Annotated in this window: 16 protein-coding genes; 7 read left to right on the top strand and 9 right to left on the bottom strand. The window is 66.0% G+C overall.

Translation table 11 applies throughout. The features are described 5' to 3' along the window. Positions 1 to 32 precede the first annotated feature (32 nt). The gene (locus MRY80_RS19190; RefSeq protein WP_293292674.1) at positions 33 to 374 is read left to right on the top strand and encodes a DUF2293 domain-containing protein; all 342 of its coding nucleotides are present in this window, start codon (positions 33 to 35) and stop codon (positions 372 to 374) included. Here the strand turns inward: MRY80_RS19190 and MRY80_RS19195 are convergent. Together MRY80_RS19195 and MRY80_RS19200 are read right to left on the bottom strand one after the other, a co-directional pair. Next, complete coding sequence (locus tag MRY80_RS19195) at positions 362 to 955, bottom strand: molybdenum cofactor sulfurase (RefSeq protein WP_293292675.1); 594 nt, start codon at positions 953 to 955, stop codon at positions 362 to 364. The two genes, MRY80_RS19190 and MRY80_RS19195, sit on opposite strands and share 13 nt — an antisense overlap. A gap of 19 nt (positions 956 to 974) precedes the next feature. Further along, positions 975 to 1,655 (bottom strand): SDR family oxidoreductase, encoded by a 681-nt coding sequence (locus tag MRY80_RS19200; protein ID WP_293292676.1) that lies wholly within the window; start codon positions 1,653 to 1,655, stop codon positions 975 to 977. A 243-nt stretch (positions 1,656 to 1,898) separates the two neighbouring features. Between MRY80_RS19200 and MRY80_RS19205 the strand changes: the two genes are divergently transcribed. Beyond that, complete coding sequence (locus MRY80_RS19205; RefSeq protein WP_293292677.1) at positions 1,899 to 3,080, top strand: hypothetical protein; 1,182 nt, start codon at positions 1,899 to 1,901, stop codon at positions 3,078 to 3,080. Positions 3,081 to 3,123: 43 nt separating this feature from the next. Here MRY80_RS19205 and MRY80_RS19210 read toward each other — a convergent pair whose 3' ends face one another. After that, positions 3,124 to 3,753 carry a hypothetical protein gene (locus MRY80_RS19210; protein WP_293292678.1) on the bottom strand — a complete coding sequence of 210 codons (630 nt, stop codon included), beginning with the start codon at positions 3,751 to 3,753 and terminating at the stop codon, positions 3,124 to 3,126. Between the two features lie 34 nt (positions 3,754 to 3,787). Then, complete coding sequence (gene aspS / locus MRY80_RS19215; protein ID WP_293292679.1) at positions 3,788 to 5,575, bottom strand: aspartate--tRNA ligase; 1,788 nt, start codon at positions 5,573 to 5,575, stop codon at positions 3,788 to 3,790. Between the two features lie 169 nt (positions 5,576 to 5,744). On the opposite strand from aspS, the gene MRY80_RS19220 reads away from it, so the two are divergent. The 3 genes from MRY80_RS19220 to rnd all read left to right on the top strand — a co-directional run bounded on the left by MRY80_RS19220 (position 5,745) and on the right by rnd (position 9,320). Further along, positions 5,745 to 6,536 carry a helix-turn-helix transcriptional regulator gene (locus tag MRY80_RS19220; protein WP_293292680.1) on the top strand — a complete coding sequence of 264 codons (792 nt, stop codon included), beginning with the start codon at positions 5,745 to 5,747 and terminating at the stop codon, positions 6,534 to 6,536. 38 nt (positions 6,537 to 6,574) lie between these two features. After that, positions 6,575 to 8,038, top strand: coding sequence for an indoleacetamide hydrolase (gene iaaH / locus MRY80_RS19225; protein WP_293292681.1), 1,464 nt, complete (start codon positions 6,575 to 6,577; stop codon positions 8,036 to 8,038). A 127-nt stretch (positions 8,039 to 8,165) separates the two neighbouring features. Then, a complete protein-coding gene (gene rnd, locus MRY80_RS19230; RefSeq protein ID WP_293292682.1) occupies positions 8,166 to 9,320 on the top strand; it encodes a ribonuclease D in 1,155 nt (384 codons plus the stop codon). A gap of 395 nt (positions 9,321 to 9,715) precedes the next feature. Here the strand turns inward: rnd and ppx are convergent, their stop codons facing one another. The 5 genes from ppx to MRY80_RS19255 form a co-directional block, all read right to left on the bottom strand. Beyond that, a complete protein-coding gene (gene ppx, locus MRY80_RS19235; RefSeq protein ID WP_293292683.1) occupies positions 9,716 to 11,236 on the bottom strand; it encodes an exopolyphosphatase in 1,521 nt (506 codons plus the stop codon). Between the two features lie 29 nt (positions 11,237 to 11,265). Next, complete coding sequence (locus MRY80_RS19240) at positions 11,266 to 13,473, bottom strand: RNA degradosome polyphosphate kinase (RefSeq protein ID WP_293292684.1); 2,208 nt, start codon at positions 13,471 to 13,473, stop codon at positions 11,266 to 11,268. Between the two features lie 104 nt (positions 13,474 to 13,577). Then, positions 13,578 to 14,276 carry a DnaA regulatory inactivator HdaA gene (hdaA, locus tag MRY80_RS19245; RefSeq protein ID WP_293292685.1) on the bottom strand — a complete coding sequence of 233 codons (699 nt, stop codon included), beginning with the start codon at positions 14,274 to 14,276 and terminating at the stop codon, positions 13,578 to 13,580. Between the two features lie 37 nt (positions 14,277 to 14,313). Next, positions 14,314 to 15,435: an AI-2E family transporter gene (locus tag MRY80_RS19250; protein WP_293292686.1), complete on the bottom strand. Its 1,122-nt coding sequence runs from the start codon at positions 15,433 to 15,435 to the stop codon at positions 14,314 to 14,316. Beyond that, positions 15,432 to 16,001 (bottom strand): CDP-alcohol phosphatidyltransferase family protein, encoded by a 570-nt coding sequence (locus MRY80_RS19255; RefSeq protein WP_293292687.1) that lies wholly within the window; start codon positions 15,999 to 16,001, stop codon positions 15,432 to 15,434. Before MRY80_RS19255 ends, MRY80_RS19250 begins: the two co-directional genes overlap by 4 nt. 156 nt (positions 16,002 to 16,157) lie before the next feature. Between MRY80_RS19255 and purM the strand changes: the two genes are divergently transcribed. Together purM and purN are read left to right on the top strand one after the other, a co-directional pair. Continuing rightward, complete coding sequence (gene purM, locus MRY80_RS19260; protein WP_293292688.1) at positions 16,158 to 17,240, top strand: phosphoribosylformylglycinamidine cyclo-ligase; 1,083 nt, start codon at positions 16,158 to 16,160, stop codon at positions 17,238 to 17,240. Next, the gene (purN, locus tag MRY80_RS19265; RefSeq protein ID WP_293292689.1) at positions 17,237 to 17,821 is read left to right on the top strand and encodes a phosphoribosylglycinamide formyltransferase; all 585 of its coding nucleotides are present in this window, start codon (positions 17,237 to 17,239) and stop codon (positions 17,819 to 17,821) included. The genes purM and purN overlap by 4 nt, the downstream gene beginning before the upstream one ends. Positions 17,822 to 17,892 lie beyond the last annotated feature (71 nt).

Raw genomic sequence — 17,892 nt, forward strand, 5'->3', positions numbered from 1 at the left:
ATTCACAGCCCGCATCCAGACCCCGACTTCTCATGGCGACGAAACGACAGACGGAAACCACCAAGGCGCTCAGGCGGCTGGTGCCGATGATCCCCTTCAACGAGGCCGAGGAGGTCAAGCAACTCGCCGCGCAGCGCCACCTGCGCGCCCTGCCCGCCTCCGTTGCGGTCTGGCTGTCGCTGGTCGCCCATATCCGGCACGTCCACACCGACTATGACCAGCTGATGGATGACGGCTACGACCGCGACGCGGCGCGGCACTTCGTGATGGACGACATCAACGCCGTGCTGTCACGCTGGCAATCGACCCGGCTGCTCGACGGCACCGAGACGGAAGCCGGCCTGCCCGATCCGGTGGAGGATCAGGCGGAGTAGATCCACTGCTCGGGCAGGCGCGCCTGGACCTTTTCGCCCATCGCGATGGTGCCCGGCTTCTCGACCCAGGCGAGAAGGCCTCGGCGGCGCTTGGCGGCGGGCACGAAGGCGAGCGCCAGCGCGGCGTCGTCCGGACGGCCGACATGGCGGGCGATCGACGCGCCAGAGAACTTGCAGGGCCCGTTCTGGAAATCGACCTTGAGCGTGACGCCGCCCTCGAAGAACAGCAGCGTGGCGGCCGGAAGAAGCGAGAGCATCGGGATGCCGGTGAGCGTCATGTTGCCGCCGATCCATTCCGGCTCGATCGCGTCCACCGCCATCTCTTTCGCCGCTTCGGCCAGTTCGTCGCGCGACAGGATGGTCACCTGGCGTTCGTTGCGCATCTCGGTGCCGCGCGCATACCACGGCTCGCGGCTGCCCGAGTTGCGGGTCAGCCCGGCATGCAGATCGCCGGCGATGCCCTCATAGGTCAGCTGCAGCGCATCGACCGGCGCGGAGACGAAATCCTCGCCCGTCGCCATGAACAGGCCGTCCACCGTGCCGTTGAGTTTCTGCGACGGAATGATCTGCGGGATCGCCATGCCGATGGGCTCCTGTGTGTCACCAGGGGACGGTCGAGCCGTCCCAGTTCACGAAAGTGCCTGTATCGGCCATCGTCGTGCTGTCGGCAATGTGCAGAATGCCTGCGGCACTCTCCTGCGGCGCGATATCGGCATGTGCCCCGCCCATGTCGGTGCGCACCCAGCCGGGATGCAGGAGCCGGACGGCGACGCCTTCGGGCTGAAGGTCGGTGGCGAGGCCCTGCATGACCTTGTTGACCGCGGCCTTGGAGGCCCGATAGGCGATGCGGTCCGACGCCGCGTAGGCCATGCGGCCCATGGCCGACGAGATCGTCAGGACGCGCGGAGTGTCGGCGCGGCGCAGGCGCGGCAGGAACGCCTGGACGACACGCAAGGGCGCGATGGTGTTGACGGCGAGCGTGTGAGCGAAACCGTCGACGTCCATGTCCAGCGTCGACTGGCGCTGCGGCCCGATGATGCCGGCATTGTTGATCAGGATGTCGATGGGGTCGTCACGTGATTCGGCTGCCCTTGCGAGCGCTGCCGGATCGGTCACGTCGAAGACGTCGATGTCGCCGAGGCCCGGCAGTTCGGCCCGCAGGCGCGCCGCCGCGTCGGCGGTCCTGACGGAGCCGGAGACCTGCCAGCCCCTGGCGAGCGCCTGGCGCGCCAGCTCCAATCCGATCCCGCGACCGCATCCGGTCACATACAACGCCGTCATCGCATTTCCCCTCGGTCGTATTCGCAGCCCGGGCTTTGGGAAAATCGCCGCGCGCGGTCAAGTGCAGGAGGTCCTGGGGCTCCGCGACCTCTCGCGGCTCACGCCCATGGCCTTCAGCAACGGGTAACCAAACAGTGAACACGGCATGTGGACGCCGGTCACCGAATGTGGTGTTTGTCACACTACAGCCCCGAAAACCAACGTAGAAGGTTCGCGCCTTTATCGTTTCAAAGAGGAACCTCAATGACACCCCATCGCAGACTGATCACGTCCGCCGCGGCGAGCGCCATCGCGCTCTCGTTCGTCTCCGACGCTTTCGCCGACGTCAGCGCCGAAGCCGTGCTGGAAAGCGTGCAGCGCCAGTTCGCCGTCCAGGGCGTGGAAATCAACGTCGACTCGGCCGAATTGCGTGGCGGTGACGACGTGCTGCTGTCAGGCGTGTCATTTGCCGGACCGGGCGACGACAAGGGCGTCAAGCTCGACCAGGTCCTGCTCGAGGACGTGGCCGAAGGCCCGAACGGCGCCTTCATCATCGGCCGGGTCGCCGCACCCGCCTTCACCACCGAACAGGACGGGTTCACCTTCGCCTTCGAAGGCGGTTCGATCGAGGGCTATTACCTCGCCGGGCCGGACGAGACCGATCCGGTGCTCAAGGGCGGCGTCTACCGGGCCATCCAGGTCGGCGGCTTTGCCGTGTCGAAAGGCTCCAACACCGTCTTCACGCTGGAAGGCGCGCAGGCCTCCATGAGCCCCTACGAGCCGGGCGGCACGATGGACTACGACATGGAGATCAAGGACTTCACCGTCGATTTCACGCAGGTCGACGATCCGAAGACCAGCGCCGCCATGGCCGAACTCGGCTACAGCAAGCTGACCGGCCGCATGACCGGCGACGGAAGCTGGAACGCGGCGTCCGGCGACCTGTCGATGGACAACGCCGTCGTCATCGACGAAGCGGCGACCCTGAATATCGGTCTCGCGATCGGCGGCTACACCATGGAGCTGATGGACGGATTGCAGAAGCTGAACGTCGAGATGCAGAACCAGAGCGACGAGGCGATGGGCCTGGCGATGCTCGGCCTGGCGCAGCAGGTGCAGATCGGCAATGTGACGATCGAGATCGTCGACGATTCGGCCACCGGCCGGATCCTCGATTTCGTCGCCAAGCAGCAGGGCACAAATCGCGAGAGCATCATCGCGCAGGCCAAGGGCGCCCTGCCCTTCGCGCTGGGCCAGCTGCAGAACCCGGAATTCGCGGCCAGCGTCGCGGCGGCCGTCAGCGCGTTCCTGGAAGATCCGGGCTCGCTGAAAGTGGCGGCTGCGCCGGCGAACCCGGTCCCGGTCGCGCAGATCGTCGGCGCGGTGATGACCGCGCCGCAATCGCTGATCGGCGTGCTCGGCGTCACCGTGACGGCCAACGAATAGGGTCGTCAGACCTTCACCTCACCCGGCAACCGTCGGGTGGGGTTCACTCGCCCCGCGCCTCCACGAGGCAGGTTTGAAGAATCAATTCAGCGCCTTGCGCGAAATTCCTGAAGTCCATCACCGCCTGATCCGCCGGCACGCCCGGCAGCGCGACGTGACCGACATGGACGAAGCCGCTCAACCTCGCGCGCACGCCGCGGCACAGCCCGGCCGACGAGTGGTAGAACACGTAATTGCACAGATAGCCGCCGGCATCGTCCGACCACTCCACGGTGTGGCCTTCCGCCTCCAGCGCCGAAAAGATGCGATCGAGCGGCAGGGACGAGGCGACATGATCGCCGCCTTCGCGGATGACCGACGCCTGCGGACGCGTTCCCGCATTGTCGGGAACGCCGGACGCGATCTCGTTGCGCGCCAGCCGCTCCAGCCGAAACCCCGCCGCACGGCCTGACAGACCGAAATGCACGGCGACGTCGGGCTCGAAGCCGGCGACAGCCTCCTCCAGCGCGGGAACGGTGCGCGCATAATCGACCGGAAGGACGGCGAACCGGCTCTCGACCGGCGCAAGCGACGCAGGCGGATTGTCTTGAAAGTGCCGGATCAGGTGGGCCGTCGGGTTGACCGGCGCGCCCGGGAACGGCTCGAAGCCGGTGACGAGAAGGCGGATCGTCACGAGCGTTCCGCCTTCTTCGTTCTCATTGCCGGCCTCAGTCCTTCTTCTGCGGCGTCACCCGCAGTTCGAGCTCGCGCAGCTGCGCGGGCGTCGCGGGCGCCGGGGCGCCCATCAGAAGGTCGGCGGCCTGCTGGTTCATCGGGAACAGCGTGACTTCGCGCAGGTTCTTCGCACCGACCAGCAGCATGACGATGCGGTCGACGCCGGCCGCCATGCCGCCATGCGGCGGCGCGCCGTAATGGAAGGCGCGATAGAGGCCGCCGAAGCGCTCCTCGACCACCTCCGCGTCGAGGCCGACGATGCCGAAGGCCTTGATCATGACTTCCGGCAGGTGGTTACGGATACCGCCGGACGCGATCTCGAAGCCGTTGCAGACCAGGTCGTACTGCCAGGCCTTGATGTTGAGCGGATCCTCGTTTTCCAGCGCACCCAGGCCGCCGCGCGGCATGGTGAAGGGGTTGTGGCCGAAATCGACTTTCTTCTCCTCTTCGTCCCATTCGTAGAACGGGAAGTCGACGATCCAGGCGAGCGCGAAGCGGTCGCGGTCGACGAGGTCGAGTTCCTCGCCGGCGCGGGTGCGGGCATCGCCCGCGAAGCCCGCGAACTTGCGCGGATCGCCGGCAGCGAAGAAGCAGGCGTCGCCGGGCTTCAGGCCGAGCTGCAGGCGGATCGCCTCGGTGCGTTCCGGTCCGATGTTCTTGGCAATCGGGCCTGCGCCCTCGACCTGGCCGTTTTCCTCGCGCCAGAAGATGTAGCCGAGGCCGGGCTGGCCCTGGCCCTGCGCCCAGGAGTTCATGCGGTCGCAGAACGCACGGCTGCCGCCGGTCGGCGCGGGAACGGCCCAGACGGCGCCGCGCGGATCGTTGGCGAGGATGTTGGCGAAGACCTTGAAGCCGGAGCCGCGGAAATGCTCCGACACGTCTTCCATGACGATCGGGTTTCTGAGGTCCGGCTTGTCGGTGCCGTATTTCAGGATCGCCTCGTCATAGGGGATGCGCGGGAATTCCTGCGTCACCGGCTTGCCTTCGGCGAACTCCTCGAAGATGCCGCGCATGACCGGCTCCATCGCTGCGAAGACGTCTTCCTGCTCGACGAAGCTCATTTCCAGGTCGAGCTGGTAGAACTCGCCCGGCAGGCGGTCGGCGCGCGGGTCCTCGTCGCGGAAGCACGGCGCGATCTGGAAGTAGCGGTCGAAGCCGGAGACCATCAGCAACTGCTTGTACTGCTGCGGTGCCTGCGGCAGCGCGTAGAAATTGCCCGGATGGATGCGCGACGGCACCAGGAAGTCGCGCGCGCCTTCCGGCGAGGACGCGGTCAGGATCGGCGTCTGGAACTCGGTGAAGCCCGCATCGCCCATGCGGTTGCGCATCGACGAGATGACCTTCGTGCGCGTGACGATGTTGCGGTGAAGCGTCTCGCGGCGCAGGTCCAGGAAGCGGTATTTGAGGCGGATGTCCTCCGGATAGTCCGGCTCGCCGAAGACCGGCAGCGGCAATTCGGCCGCTTCGGACAGCACTTCCATCTCACGCGCGAAGACTTCGATCTCGCCGGTCGGGAGGTTCGTGTTGACCGTCGCATCGCTGCGCGGCTTGACCTCGCCGTCGACGCGGACGACCCACTCGCCGCGTACCTTCTCGGCGGTGGCGAAGCAGGCGGAATCGGGGTCGGCGACCACCTGGGTGACGCCGTAGTGATCGCGCAGATCGATGAACAGAACGCCGCCATGGTCGCGCACGCGATGGACCCAACCGGAGATCCGGACGGTCGAGCCTGCGTCCGCTTTGCGCAGAGCCCCGCAGGTGTGGCTACGATAACGATGCATTGATGTCTGCCTTTGTCAGCTTCGGCGCTCCCGGGCGCCACAATCTTGGGTGGGGGAAATCGCGCGGAAAAGCGCATGGGTGATGCGATTTGTCAAGGCGACCGGGGCCGCCCCTCCGACGTTTGACAGGCCCATGACAGTGTCGCATCCTTCATGGAGGAGGAATGCGATGGGCCTATCGATTCCGGCGCGCCAGGTTGCCAAGCTGCATGCGGTCGTCCGCACGCTGAACGATCCGGCTCCCCTCGCCGAGATGCGCGAGCGGCTCGGCTACCGTCTGCTCGACCTCTTCGGCGCCGACTATTTCGCGTCCTTCGTCTATAACGACCTCGCCGGAACCGACGACGACGCCATCGCGATCAACATGAGCGCCGACAATATCGGCGCCTACCAGGCCTATTACCAGTTCCACGACCCGATCACCTCGCGCATGCGCCGCGCCGGCAAGGCCGTGCATGTGAACGAGGTCATGGCCCAGCCGGCGCTGGAGCGCACCGAGTTCTTCAACGACTTCCTGGCCGTCGACGGATTGACGCACGGGATGAACTTCCACGCCTGCCTTCCCCGCGCGCAGGGCGGATCGCATCGCGGCGACCTGCGAATCTGGAGGGCGCGCAAATCCGGCAATTTCGACCGGGTGGACGTGCAGATGCTGCAGATCGTCGGCGAATTGTTCGCCGAACGCGCGATGCGCGCGCAGGAGCGGGACAAACCGGCCTGGCTGGTCGATCCGCGTTTCGTCGAGCAGCACCGGCTGACGGCGCGCGAGGCCGACGTGCTCAGCCAGCTCTGCCGGGGCAAGCGCGACCAGGACATCGCCCGCGCGCTCGGCATCTCGCCGGAAACGGTGCGCAGCCATCTCAAGGCGCTCTACCAGAAGACGGGCTGCAAGGGGCGCACGGCCGTCGTCAGCGCCTGCATGGCCCTTCTCCCCGAAAACGGGGATGTCGGGACATCCTGACGGGGCGATGATCTCCTCCCGACCAGACGGAGGACATCATGATCAAACGCAGACCCGGCCTCGGATCGATCTTCGGATCCGTCCTGGCCCTCACCCTGACGACACAGGCCGGTTTTTCCGCCGACGCCACGGACATGGCCATGAAAGCCAAGGCGGGCGAGACCAGCGCCGCGGACGCCGTCGAGGCGGCGCTCGCGCGCGCAGCGGAAAAGGAAGCGCTCAACGCCTTCATCACGATCGACGCGGAAGGCGCGCGCAAGGCGGCGGCCGAGGCCGACGCAGCCCAGACGCACGGCCCGCTCTACGGCGTCGTCATCGCGGTCAAGGACAACATCGCCTCGGCGGGGCTTGCCACCAGCGCGGGCACGCCGGCCCTGAAGGACTGGGCGCCCGGCAAGGACGCGACCGTGCTGGAGCGACTGCGCGCGGCGGGCGCGATCCTCGTCGGCAAGACCAACATGCACGAGCTCGCCTTCGGCATCACCTCGAACAACGCCGGCTTCGGCGCGGTGCACAACGCCTGGGACGAGACGAAATTCGCCGGCGGCTCCTCCGGCGGGACCGCCGCCGCCGTGGCCGCGGGGATCGTTCCGGCCGGGCTCGGCACCGACACCGGCGGCTCGGTCCGCCTGCCCTCGGCGCTGAACGGCATCGCCGGCCTTCGGCCGACGGTCGGACGCTACCCCCAGGACGGCATCGTGCCGATCTCCCACACCCGCGACACCGCCGGGCCGATGGCCCGCTCGGTGCGCGACCTTGCGCTGCTCGACGGCGTGATCACCGGGGCGTCCGACGCGCTGGAGACGGTCGATCTCTCGCAGATGCGCTTCGGCCTGCCGGCGGCCTTCGTCAGCGGGCTCGATCCGGAGACGAAGGCAGTGTTCGACGACGCGGTCGCGACGCTGCAGGACGCCGGCGCGACCTTCGTCGAGATGGAACTGCCGGGGCTGATCGACCTCAACGACAAGGTCGGCTTCCCGCTGGCTCTCTATGAGGTCAAGCGCGATCTGGCCCGGTTCCTGGAGGAGAACGATACGGGGATCACCATCGAGGACGTCGCCGCCGGCGTCGCCAGCCCCGACGTGAAGTTCGTGTTCGACAATCTGGTGCTCGGCGACCAGGCGATACCGGCCGCCGTCTACGACGCGGCGATGCGCGATTTCCGGCCCGCGATGCAGGCGCTCTACGCGGAAGCCTTCGCACGGCTCGACCTAGACGCCCTCGCCTTTCCGACCACGAAGCTGCCCGCGCGCCCGATCGAGGGCTCGGACATGGAGGTCGAACTCAACGGCGCGAAGGTGCCGACCTTCAACACCTTCATCGCCAACACCGATCCCGGCTCCAATGCCGGACTGCCCGGGCTGAGCCTGCCCGCCGGCGTCACGGCTTCCGGCCTGCCGGTCGGGCTGGAACTCGATGGACCGATGTTCACCGACCGCCGGCTGCTGGCCATCGGCCAGGCTGTCGAGGCGGTGCTGGGCTTCGAGGGGCTCGCCGACTGACGGCCCCGGAAAGACACCGAGGGGTGGCGGCTTTCCGGCCGCCACCCCTTTCCTCCGAAGTTCCGTGAACGCTCAAATCACGCGGCCAATCGACAAATGCCGACGACGCGGCTAAAGACCTGTCCGCATGAAGCCTATCGACTCGACGGAAGAGCTGTCCCAAGCCTGCGCGCGCCTCGCGCATCACCCGTTCATCACCATCGACACCGAATTCATACGCGAGACCACGTTCTGGCCGGAACTGTGCCTGGTTCAGGTCGCCAGCGCGGATGAAGCGCTGCTGATCGATCCGCTCGCCAAGGGCATCGACCTGACGCCCCTGTTCGACCTGATGGCCGACACGAACGTGCTGAAGGTGTTCCACGCCGCGCGCCAGGACATCGAGATCTTCTTCAAGCTGACCGGCAAGGTGCCCGAACCGGTGTTCGACACGCAGGTCGCCGCGATGGTTTGCGGGTTCGGCGACGCGATCGCCTACGACCAGCTCGTCCGCCGCATTTCCGGCGAGCATATCGACAAGTCCTCGCGGTTCACCGACTGGCGCCAGCGCCCGCTGAGCGACAGGCAGCTGTCCTACGCGCTGGCCGACGTGACGCATCTGCGCGACGTCTATGCCGACCTGTCAGAGCGGCTGCGCTCGGAAGACCGCGAGCATTGGGTCGCCGAGGAAATGCGCGTCCTGACCGCGCCCGAGACCTACGACCTGAAGCCCGAAGACGCGTGGCAGCGCCTGAAGCTTCGAGTGCGCAAGCCGATCGAACTGCAGATCCTGAAGAACATCGCCGCATGGCGCGAGACGGAAGCGCGCAATCGCAACCAGCCGCGCCGGCGCATCCTGAAGGACGACGCGATCTACGAGATCGCCCAGCAGCAGCCGCAGACGCCGGAAGCGCTCGGCCGGCTGCGGTCGCTGAACAAGGGCATCGAACGCTCCTCCATGGCCGCTCCGCTGATCCAGGCGGTGACCGACGCGCTAGCCATCGACAAGCACGACCTGCCGGCCATCCCGCGTCCGCCGGCCTCGCCTGAAGGCACGAGCGCCGCCGTCGACCTGCTGCGCGTGCTGCTGAAGCTTGCCGCCGAGGAGCATGGCGTCGCCCAGAAGATCATCGCCACGACCGACGATCTCGAAAAGATCGCCATTCACGGCGAGGACGCCGAGGTGCCGGCCCTGAAGGGCTGGCGGCGGGAGGTCTTCGGCGACAAGGCGTTGCGCACGGTCAGGGGCGAACTGGCGATCCGCTTCCAGGAGCGCAAGCTGGCCGTTCTCGAGATCGGTTAGTCCGCCAGGGAAGTGGGGCTAACGGCGCATTAGAGCCGGTTCGTCTTATTTTTGCTTTTCGATTGCTCTTAGCCAATGCGACCACATTGCAGGATCAGCCGGCTGATCCGTGCCCGGGACTGTTGCCGTGAAGCTAACTAGCCGAACGATTCCATCCTCTGCCATCCCATCGCGGATCCAAAAGTCTTGGATAAACTCGACCATTGCTAGAAATGCTTGTTCATAAGACAAAACTGGATCTTCAGTGTCTTTTCGCTGCATGCTGCGCTACCCCTTTGATGAACGGCAACGAAGCAGTTCACGCTCTTCGCAAGTCGAAATGAGGTCGTTCCTAGACTCTGCCCAGTCTCTCGCCATCGGAACCATGCGCGCCAAGACCTGACAATCGTAGTGCACTAGACGTCGATCACCAAGACGATCTCCCGGTTCACCGTCTTCGCCAGCTGGCCGATGCGGCCGAGCGGGCGCGACCCGGCGAGTTCGGCGAGCCGTGCCGGGATTACCAGTTCCATCGTTTTGTCATCCCTTTCACGCCAGGTGACATCGCCGATGACGCCGGGCATGGCGGCGGTGAAGAGATAGGCGACTCGGAAGAAGGCGCCGAGAAAGCGACTGCGTTCCCATATGCGGTCGCTGATGATCTTGCGGATTTCGGGCGCCAGCGTCGGGTTCTTCAGCCCGTCATGGCGGAAATAGTTGGCCAGCGCGATATAGGCGCGGCCCGGATGATCGACCTGCGCGAACGAACCGTAGGCGATGACGTTGAGCGCCTGGTAGCCGCGATAGTCGGGATGGGCGCGCCATGAAATATCAGCCAGTCGGCAGGCCGCCTCGCGGTAGCGTGCCTCGTCCTCGGTCTCGTCGATGCCGAAGGCGGCGAAGGCCTTGCCCGTCCATGCCGCCAGCTCGCGGGCATGGCGCGGCGAGCGCGAGCGCAGGATCGACAATTCCTCAGAGGCCTCGATCAGCGCGTCGGTGCGCCGCGTTTCCTCGTCGAGAAGGCTGAAGAGATAACCCTCGCGCACGCCGGCCGACGAGAAGATCACCTTGGCCGGCTTCATCACGCGGATCACCTCGGCCAGCGCGATCGCGCCATAGGGCAGAAGCGCGCGCCGCGAGCGCGACACGTCCTCGATGCCGCGCAGCTTCTCGACATTGTTGCGGCCGACCTTGGTCAGGAAGCCGAGCGCGTTGGCGGCGTCCATCTCGTAGTGATGCGTCACGTGCAGCGGATAGTCCTGCGAGGCCATGTGCAGCTTGGCGAGGTTTCGCCACGTGCCGCCGACCGCATAGAAATTGCGGCCCTCGCCCTCCTTCAGGAACGGCACGGTCTTGATGTCCGCGCGCGCGATCTCAACCGCCTTGTCGAGGTCTTCGCCGGACCGCTCCGACAGGCGAATGCCGCCGATCGGCAGGGTCTTGCCGTCGCCGATCTCCTCGCCCTTCACCTCGACCAGCTCCAGGCTGCCGCCGCCGAGGTCGCCGGTCACGCCGTCGATGTCGCGAAACGCGGACTGGACGCCATAGGCCGAATAGAGCGCCTCCTCGCGCCCGCTCAGGACCGTGATGTCCTGGCGCAGAATCCGCTCCGCCTCCGCGATGAAGGCCGGGCCGTTGCCGGCTTCTCGCGCGGCGGCGGTGGCGAGCACGACCAGCCTTTCGACGCGGGCCTGGTCGGCGAGCGCGCGGAACCGCCTGAGCGCGGCCAACGCCGCCTCGACTGCGCCGGCATCCATGTCGCCGGTCTCGGCAATGCCGCGCCCCAGGCCGCACTGGACCTTTTCGTTGAACAGCATGGAGGGCGCGCGCACCAACCCCTCATAGATCACCAAGCGAACGGAGTTCGAGCCGATGTCGATGATCGCAACCGGCAGCCTGTTGCGCAGCCGCCCTTGAGCGTCTTCGGTCTCAATCACATTTCAAATCCACAACCGAATCGCGGGTTCTAGGTCCTGCTTTTTTCAGCCCGTTTCTTGTGGGCGATCAATCGCGGCGCGGAGGATTTCAACGACTTTCCGCGGCCGGACAGGCTGGGATTGGTCATGAAGTACCTCTGGGCGTCGAAGACCTGCTCGTCCTTGCCGGATACGATGCGCCGCGAGCGACCGTCGGCGAGAAGCTCGAAGCTCTGCTGGTTGTCGAGCAGATTGGCCAGCATGATCTGGCCGACCACCTGTTCGCGCACCGTCGGGTTTTCCAGCGGAACGAGCGTTTCGACGCGCCGGTCGAGATTGCGCGGCATCAGGTCGGCCGAGCCGATATAGACGATGGAATCGTCGGACGGCAGGCCCTCGCCATTGCCGAAGCAGTAGATGCGGCTGTGCTCCAGATAGCGGCCGACGATCGACTTGACGCGGATGTTCTCCGACAGGCCCGGAACCTGCGGCCGCAGGCAGCAGATGCCGCGTACGATCATGTCGATCTGCACGCCGGCCTGGCTGGCGTCATAGAGCGCGTCGATGATCTTGGCGTCGACCAGCGCGTTCATCTTGAACCAGATCTCGGCCGGCCGGCCGGCCTTCGCATGCTCGATCTCGTCGGCGATGTGCTTGAGGATGCGGTTGCGCATGAAGCGCGGCGAGACAGCCAGCTTCAAGTCGGAGCCGGGATCGGCATAGCCGGTGATCAGGTTGAAGACCTGCGCCACGTCACGGGCGATCATCGGGTCGCAGGTGAAGTAGGACAGGTCCGTGTAGATCTTGGCGGTGATCGGATGGTAGTTGCCGGTGCCCAGATGCACGTAGTTGCGCAGCCTGCCGTCCTCGCGCCGCACGATCAGCGACATCTTCGCGTGCGTCTTCAGTTCGAAGAAGCCGTAGACAACCTGCACGCCCGCGCGTTCGAGGTCGCGCGCCCAGCGGATGTTGGCTTCCTCGTCGAAACGCGCCTTCAGCTCGATCAGCGCGGTCACCGACTTGCCGGCCTCGGCCGCGTCGATCAGGGCGCGGATGATCGGGCTGTCCTTGGACGTGCGGTAGAGCGTCTGCTTGACCGCCAGCACGTTCGGATCCTGCGCCGCCTGGTTGAGGAACTGCACCACCACGTCGAAGGATTCATAGGGGTGGTGGACGATGATGTCCTTCTCGCGGATCGCGGCGAAGCAGTCGCCGTTGTGATCGCGGATGCGCTCGGGGAAGCGCGCCGAATAGGGCTTGAACTTCAGGTCGTCGCGATCCGTCGAAACGATCTCGGAGACCGTGCTCAGCGCCAGGATGCCGGGCAGCACGCAGACGCGCGTCTCGGGCACTTCCAGCTCATGCGCCACGAATTCGCGCAGGCCCTGCGGCATCTCGTGATCGAATTCGATGCGGACGACCTGTCCGCGCCGGCGCCGCTTCAGGGCGCTTTCGAACAGCCGCACCAGATCCTCGGCCTCTTCCTCGACCTCGATGTCGCTGTCGCGGATGATGCGGAACGTGCCCTTCCCCTTCACCTCGTAGCCCGGATAAAGCTTGGCGATATGCAGGCCGATGACGTCTTCAAGGCTGATGAAGCGGTACTGGCCCTTGTCGGTCGGGATGGACACGAAGCGGTCGAGCGCGACGGGGAAACGCAGAAGCGCGTTCATCTGCTCGCGATTGCGGCGGTTCACCAGTTCCAGCGCTATGGAAAAGCCCAGATTCGGGATGAACGGGAACGGATGCGCCGGATCGATGGAGAGCGGCGTCAGCACCGGGAAGATCGTCTGCTGGAAATGGTCCTCCAGCCAGTCGAGGTCCTGCTGGTCGAGATGTTCGCTGCGGACGATCGCGATGCCCTCGGCGCCCAGTTCCTCCTGCAATTCGGCCAGCACGATCTGCTGCTCGGTCTGCAGCTTGCCGGATTCCTCGATGATGGCGTCGAGCTGTTCCTGCGGCGTCAGGCCGTCGGAGGACCGTTCGGCGATGCCTTCACGCACCTGGCCGGCAAGGCCGGCGACGCGCACCATGAAGAACTCGTCCAGATTGTCGGCCGAAATCGACAGGAAGCGCAGACGCTCCAGCAGCGGATGCTGGGTGTTGCGCGCCTCTTCGAGCACGCGCCAGTTGAACTGCAGCCACGAAAACTCACGGTTCACGAAACGCGCAACGTCATTGCGCGTCACAGTCGCCGTGTCCGGACCGGGTTCGGCCGGCTGCACCGTGGCGGGCTGCGTGTGAAGTGTGTCGGTCATTCGTGCGTGCTCGTCCTCTGGTTTTGCCGCGGATACATGGCGTTGCCTACCGGAATGCCATGGTTACATGACATAGTCGAGACTGCCGCGCTTCAACGCAAGAGCTAGAAATCGAACTCGTTCTGGTTGGCGTCCTGTTCGCGCAGGAACGCGGCGGCGAAGGCGCGCGTGATCTTCACCTTGCGCGCCATCGACGCCCGGTCGAGCCGCTCGACGACGCTGCGGGCGCTGGCGAGCGACCGCTCGATGCGGCTGGCCAGATAGGCGATCACCGACGGATCGACGGCGATCTGCCGATCGGCGAAGAGTTTCGCCATCACCCCGACCAGCAATTCGTCGTCGGGCTCGGTGATCTCGACGGTCGTCGCCGCCTGGATGCGGGATCTGAGATCGGGCGTGCGCACCTGCCAGGCGCCGGGCCAGTGCGCCGACGTCATCAAGAGGCCGGATCCGTTGGCGCGCACCGCGTTCATGATGTGAAACAGCGCGTTCTCGTCGAAGCCGGCCGGCTCCACGCCGTCGATCAGGATCGGCTTCCCGGCCTGGGCGGCGTCCAGGGCGTCGTCGGAGAGATCGCGCGGGTCGCAGGCGACAGCGCCGCTGACCTCGCGCCAGACGGTCGCCAGATGGGTCTTACCGGAGCCGGTCGGCCCGGCGATCACCACGAACGGTCCCGGCCAGTCGGGCCAGCGCTCGACCAGCGCCACCGCCGCCCGGTTGGCGCGCGTGACGATCAGGTCGTCGCGCGACATCGACCCCGACAGGCCGATATCGAGAAGGAGCTGTGGATCGCTGTCCGTCATGGCACGCAATTTCGCCCGCGCGGCGGCGCCGGCAGGCTCACTCTTCGGATGGCGAGGCGGGCTCGCCTTTTTCGGACTCGCCGACATAGAGATCGGAATCGAGGTATTTCTCCAGCGCGAACCGCACCAGCACGCCGATCGCCGAGGCGGCCGGCACCGCGATCAGGAGGCCGGTGAAGCCGAACATCGCGCCGAAGGCGAACAGGGCGAACATCAGCCACACCGGGTGCAGGCCAACGCTGTCGCCGACGAGCTTGGGCTGAAGGATGTTGCCCTCGACCGCCTGGCCGATCATGAAGATCCCGGCGACGATGACCACCATGATCCAGTCCGGCCAGAACTGGACGACCGCTACACCCACCGACAGGACCAGCCCGACCAGCGAGCCGACATAGGGGATGAAGCTGATCAGGCCGGCGAACAGACCGATCAGCAATCCGAAATTGAGCCCGGTGATGGTGAGGCCGATCGCGTAGAACAGGCCGAGGACGAGGCAGACGGTGCCCTGCCCCCGCACGAAGCCGGCGATGGTCTTGTTGACGTCGCGGCCGAGCCGCCGGACATCGGCGATGTGGTCACGCGGGACCCAGCCGTCGACCTTGGCGATCATCCGGTCCCAGTCCAGCAGCATGTAGAAGGCGACGACCGGCGTGACGACCAGCAGGCCGACCACGTCGACGATCGCCTTGCCGGAGGACCAGATGCCCTGGAACAGCGTGCTGACCACGCCCGCGCCCTGCTTGAGCAGTTCGTTCAGGCCGCTTTGCAGATCGTTGACGTCGATGCCGACATAGTTCGCCAGCCATCCGGTCTCGAGGCTGAGCCTGGAGAGAAGCCCCTGCAGTTCGGAGATGTATTCCGGGAAATGGGACATCAGGCCCGCCGCCTGGGTCACCAGGATCGGCACGATCACGGCCAGCGCGATCACCAGCGCGATGACGAAGCCGAGAAGGATGACGATGGTCGCGGCCAGCCGCGAGAGGCCGCGCCGCTCCAGGAAGTCGGCGACCGGATCCATGAAATAGGCGAGCGCCAGACCCGCCACGAAAGGCAGCAGGATGGACCGGAACACGTAGACGAACAGGATGAAGACGGCGGTCGCCGCCAGCCAGAACAGGACCTGGCGTTTCAGATAGGCAGTGGAAATGTGTTTGGTCACTTCGAGCCGTCCGATTGTTCTTGGTGCCGCGCCGCGCCCGCGCCGAAACTGCGAAAGATCAGGCGGGTGTAATCCGCCGCCGAAACCGCCGTCAGCACGAGGACAAGGCCGATAAGACCACGATTGACCGACGGAATCGACCATTCGAAGGCATTGGCCGCCAGGAGCCAGGCGGCGAGAAGGATCAGCACCGCCGTATTCACCTTGGAGACCGGCAATACCCGGATGTCGGATGCCTTGCCGCGAAGTGCAAGTGCGCCGGCGCCAACCACGATCGCCACATCGCGCGCCACGATCAGCACCAGCAGCCAGACCGGCGTGAGCCCGATCAGCGTGAAGGCCGAATAGACCGCGACGCTCAACGTCTTGTCGGCCAGCGGGTCGAGATAGGCGCCGAGTTCGGAATCCTGCCCGAAATAGCGGGCGATGAACCCGTCGATCCCGTCCGACAGGCCGGCAAGCGCAAAAAGCACGAGGCCGGTCATCCAGTTTTCGCGCATGATCGCGAGCACGATGAACGGGATCGTCGCCAAGCGCGCAAAGGAGATGATATTCGGTATCGTCAAAAACACGCCGGCCATCGCTGTGCTGTTCGAATCGTCATATAGAGATGCACTCGCGCCGGCGCAAAACCCTTGATCATGCGTCAGGCGCCGCACTGGAAAAGCCGACTGCCCCGTGCGATAGACGCCACGACCAAGCACAGCCGGAATACGCCAGAAATGCCCGACACATCGAACCCCTCAGACGCAAAGAACGGCCTCAGCTATCGTGACGCGGGCGTCGACATCGACGCCGGCAACGCGCTGGTGGAGGCGATCAAGCCGATGGTGAAATCCACCCGGCGCTCCGGTGCGGACGGCACGATCGGCGGGTTCGGCGGATTGTTCGACCTGAAGGCGGCTGGCTTCGACGACCCGGTTCTGGTCGCGGCCAATGACGGCGTCGGCACCAAGTTGAAGGTCGCCATCGAGGCCGATCTCCACGACACGGTGGGCATCGACCTCGTCGCCATGTGCGTCAACGACCTAGTCGTCCAGGGCGCCGAGCCGCTGTTCTTCCTCGACTATTTCGCGACCGGCAAGCTGGACGTGAAACAGGGGGCCGCCATCGTCTCCGGCATCGCGGATGGCTGCCGGCAGGCCGGCTGCGCGCTGCTCGGCGGCGAGACGGCGGAGATGCCGGGCATGTATTCAAGCGGCGACTATGACCTCGCGGGCTTTGCCGTCGGCGCGGCCGAGCGCGGACAGTTGCTGCCGAAACCGGACATCGCGGAAGGCGACGTCATCCTCGGGCTGGCCTCGGCCGGCATCCATTCCAACGGCTATTCGCTGGTGCGCCGCATCGTCGAGATGTCCGGACTTTCCTATGGCGCGTCGGCGCCGTTCGACCGCGAACGCACGCTGGGCGCGGCATTGCTCGACCCGACGCGCATCTATGTGAAATCCGTGCTGGCGGCGATCCGCGAGACCGGCTCGGTCAAGGCGCTGGCGCATATCACCGGCGGCGGTTTTCCCGAGAACATTCCGCGCGTGCTGCCGGACGGCATGGCCGCCGAGATCGACCTTTCGGCGATCCGCGTGCCGCATGTCTTCGCCTGGCTGGCCGCGCAAGGCGGCGTCGCGCGCGACGAGATGCTGCGTACCTTCAATTGCGGCGTCGGCATGATCGCGGTCGTCTCGCCCGAGGAGAGCGAAGCCGTCGCCGAGGTGCTGGAGCGCGAAGGCGAAACGGTCACGCGCATCGGCGTCATGACAGCGCAGGACGGCGCGCGGGTGACCTATCGCGGGGACCTCGATCTTTGAGCGCCCGCAAGCGCGTTGCCGTGCTGATCTCGGGACGCGGCTCCAACATGGAGGCGCTGCTCCGGGCGGCCGGCGCGCCGGACTACCCCGCCGAGATCGTGCTCGTCCTCTCCGACAATCCGCAAGCGAAGGGGCTGGAAACGGCCGCGGCCGCGGGCATCGCCGCGCGCGCACTGCCGCGTTCGGATTTCGCCTCGAAACACGCCCATGAGGATGCCATCCAGGCCGCGCTGGACGAAGCCGGCATCGAGATTGTCTGCCTCGCCGGTTTCATGCGCCTTCTTTCTGGCGACTTCCTCGCCCCCTGGGAAGGTCGGATCATCAACATCCACCCGTCCCTCCTGCCGAAGCACAAGGGGCTCGACACGCACGCCCGGGCGATCGAGGCCGGCGACGCGACCCATGGCTGCTCGGTGCATCACGTGACCGCCGGCATGGATGAAGGCCCGGTGATCTGCCAGGCCGAAGTGCCGATCCTGCCCGACGACACGCCCGACACGCTCGCCTCGCGGGTTCTCGTCCAGGAACACCGCATCTATCCGCTGGCGCTGGCGAAGATCGCCGGATCAGTCGCCGACTGAGCTTCGTCGCTTGCAGCCCGCCCGATGCGGCGTTGCGCTCGCGCGGTTTCTTGCTATTAACGCCGGGCCTT

It is taken from the genome of Oricola sp., from assembly GCF_022763245.1.
In the GTDB taxonomy this organism is placed as follows: domain Bacteria; phylum Pseudomonadota; class Alphaproteobacteria; order Rhizobiales; family Rhizobiaceae; genus Oricola.

What these genes read in the sequence shown, in the direction of transcription:
- iaaH (WP_293292681.1), top strand. Translation starts at nt 6,575, where the DNA reads ATGATCAAACGCAGACCCGGCCTCGGATCGATCTTCGGATCCGTCCTG.
- MRY80_RS19200 (WP_293292676.1), bottom strand. Translation starts at nt 1,655, where the DNA reads ATGACGGCGTTGTATGTGACCGGATGCGGTCGCGGGATCGGATTGGAG.
- purM (WP_293292688.1), top strand. Translation starts at nt 16,158, where the DNA reads ATGCCCGACACATCGAACCCCTCAGACGCAAAGAACGGCCTCAGCTAT.
- MRY80_RS19195 (WP_293292675.1), bottom strand. Translation starts at nt 955, where the DNA reads ATGGCGATCCCGCAGATCATTCCGTCGCAGAAACTCAACGGCACGGTG.
- MRY80_RS19190 (WP_293292674.1), top strand. Translation starts at nt 33, where the DNA reads ATGGCGACGAAACGACAGACGGAAACCACCAAGGCGCTCAGGCGGCTG.
- aspS (WP_293292679.1), bottom strand. Translation starts at nt 5,575, where the DNA reads ATGCATCGTTATCGTAGCCACACCTGCGGGGCTCTGCGCAAAGCGGAC.
- MRY80_RS19240 (WP_293292684.1), bottom strand. Translation starts at nt 13,473, where the DNA reads ATGACCGACACACTTCACACGCAGCCCGCCACGGTGCAGCCGGCCGAA.
- rnd (WP_293292682.1), top strand. Translation starts at nt 8,166, where the DNA reads ATGAAGCCTATCGACTCGACGGAAGAGCTGTCCCAAGCCTGCGCGCGC.
- MRY80_RS19205 (WP_293292677.1), top strand. Translation starts at nt 1,899, where the DNA reads ATGACACCCCATCGCAGACTGATCACGTCCGCCGCGGCGAGCGCCATC.
- MRY80_RS19220 (WP_293292680.1), top strand. Translation starts at nt 5,745, where the DNA reads ATGGGCCTATCGATTCCGGCGCGCCAGGTTGCCAAGCTGCATGCGGTC.
- hdaA (WP_293292685.1), bottom strand. Translation starts at nt 14,276, where the DNA reads ATGACGGACAGCGATCCACAGCTCCTTCTCGATATCGGCCTGTCGGGG.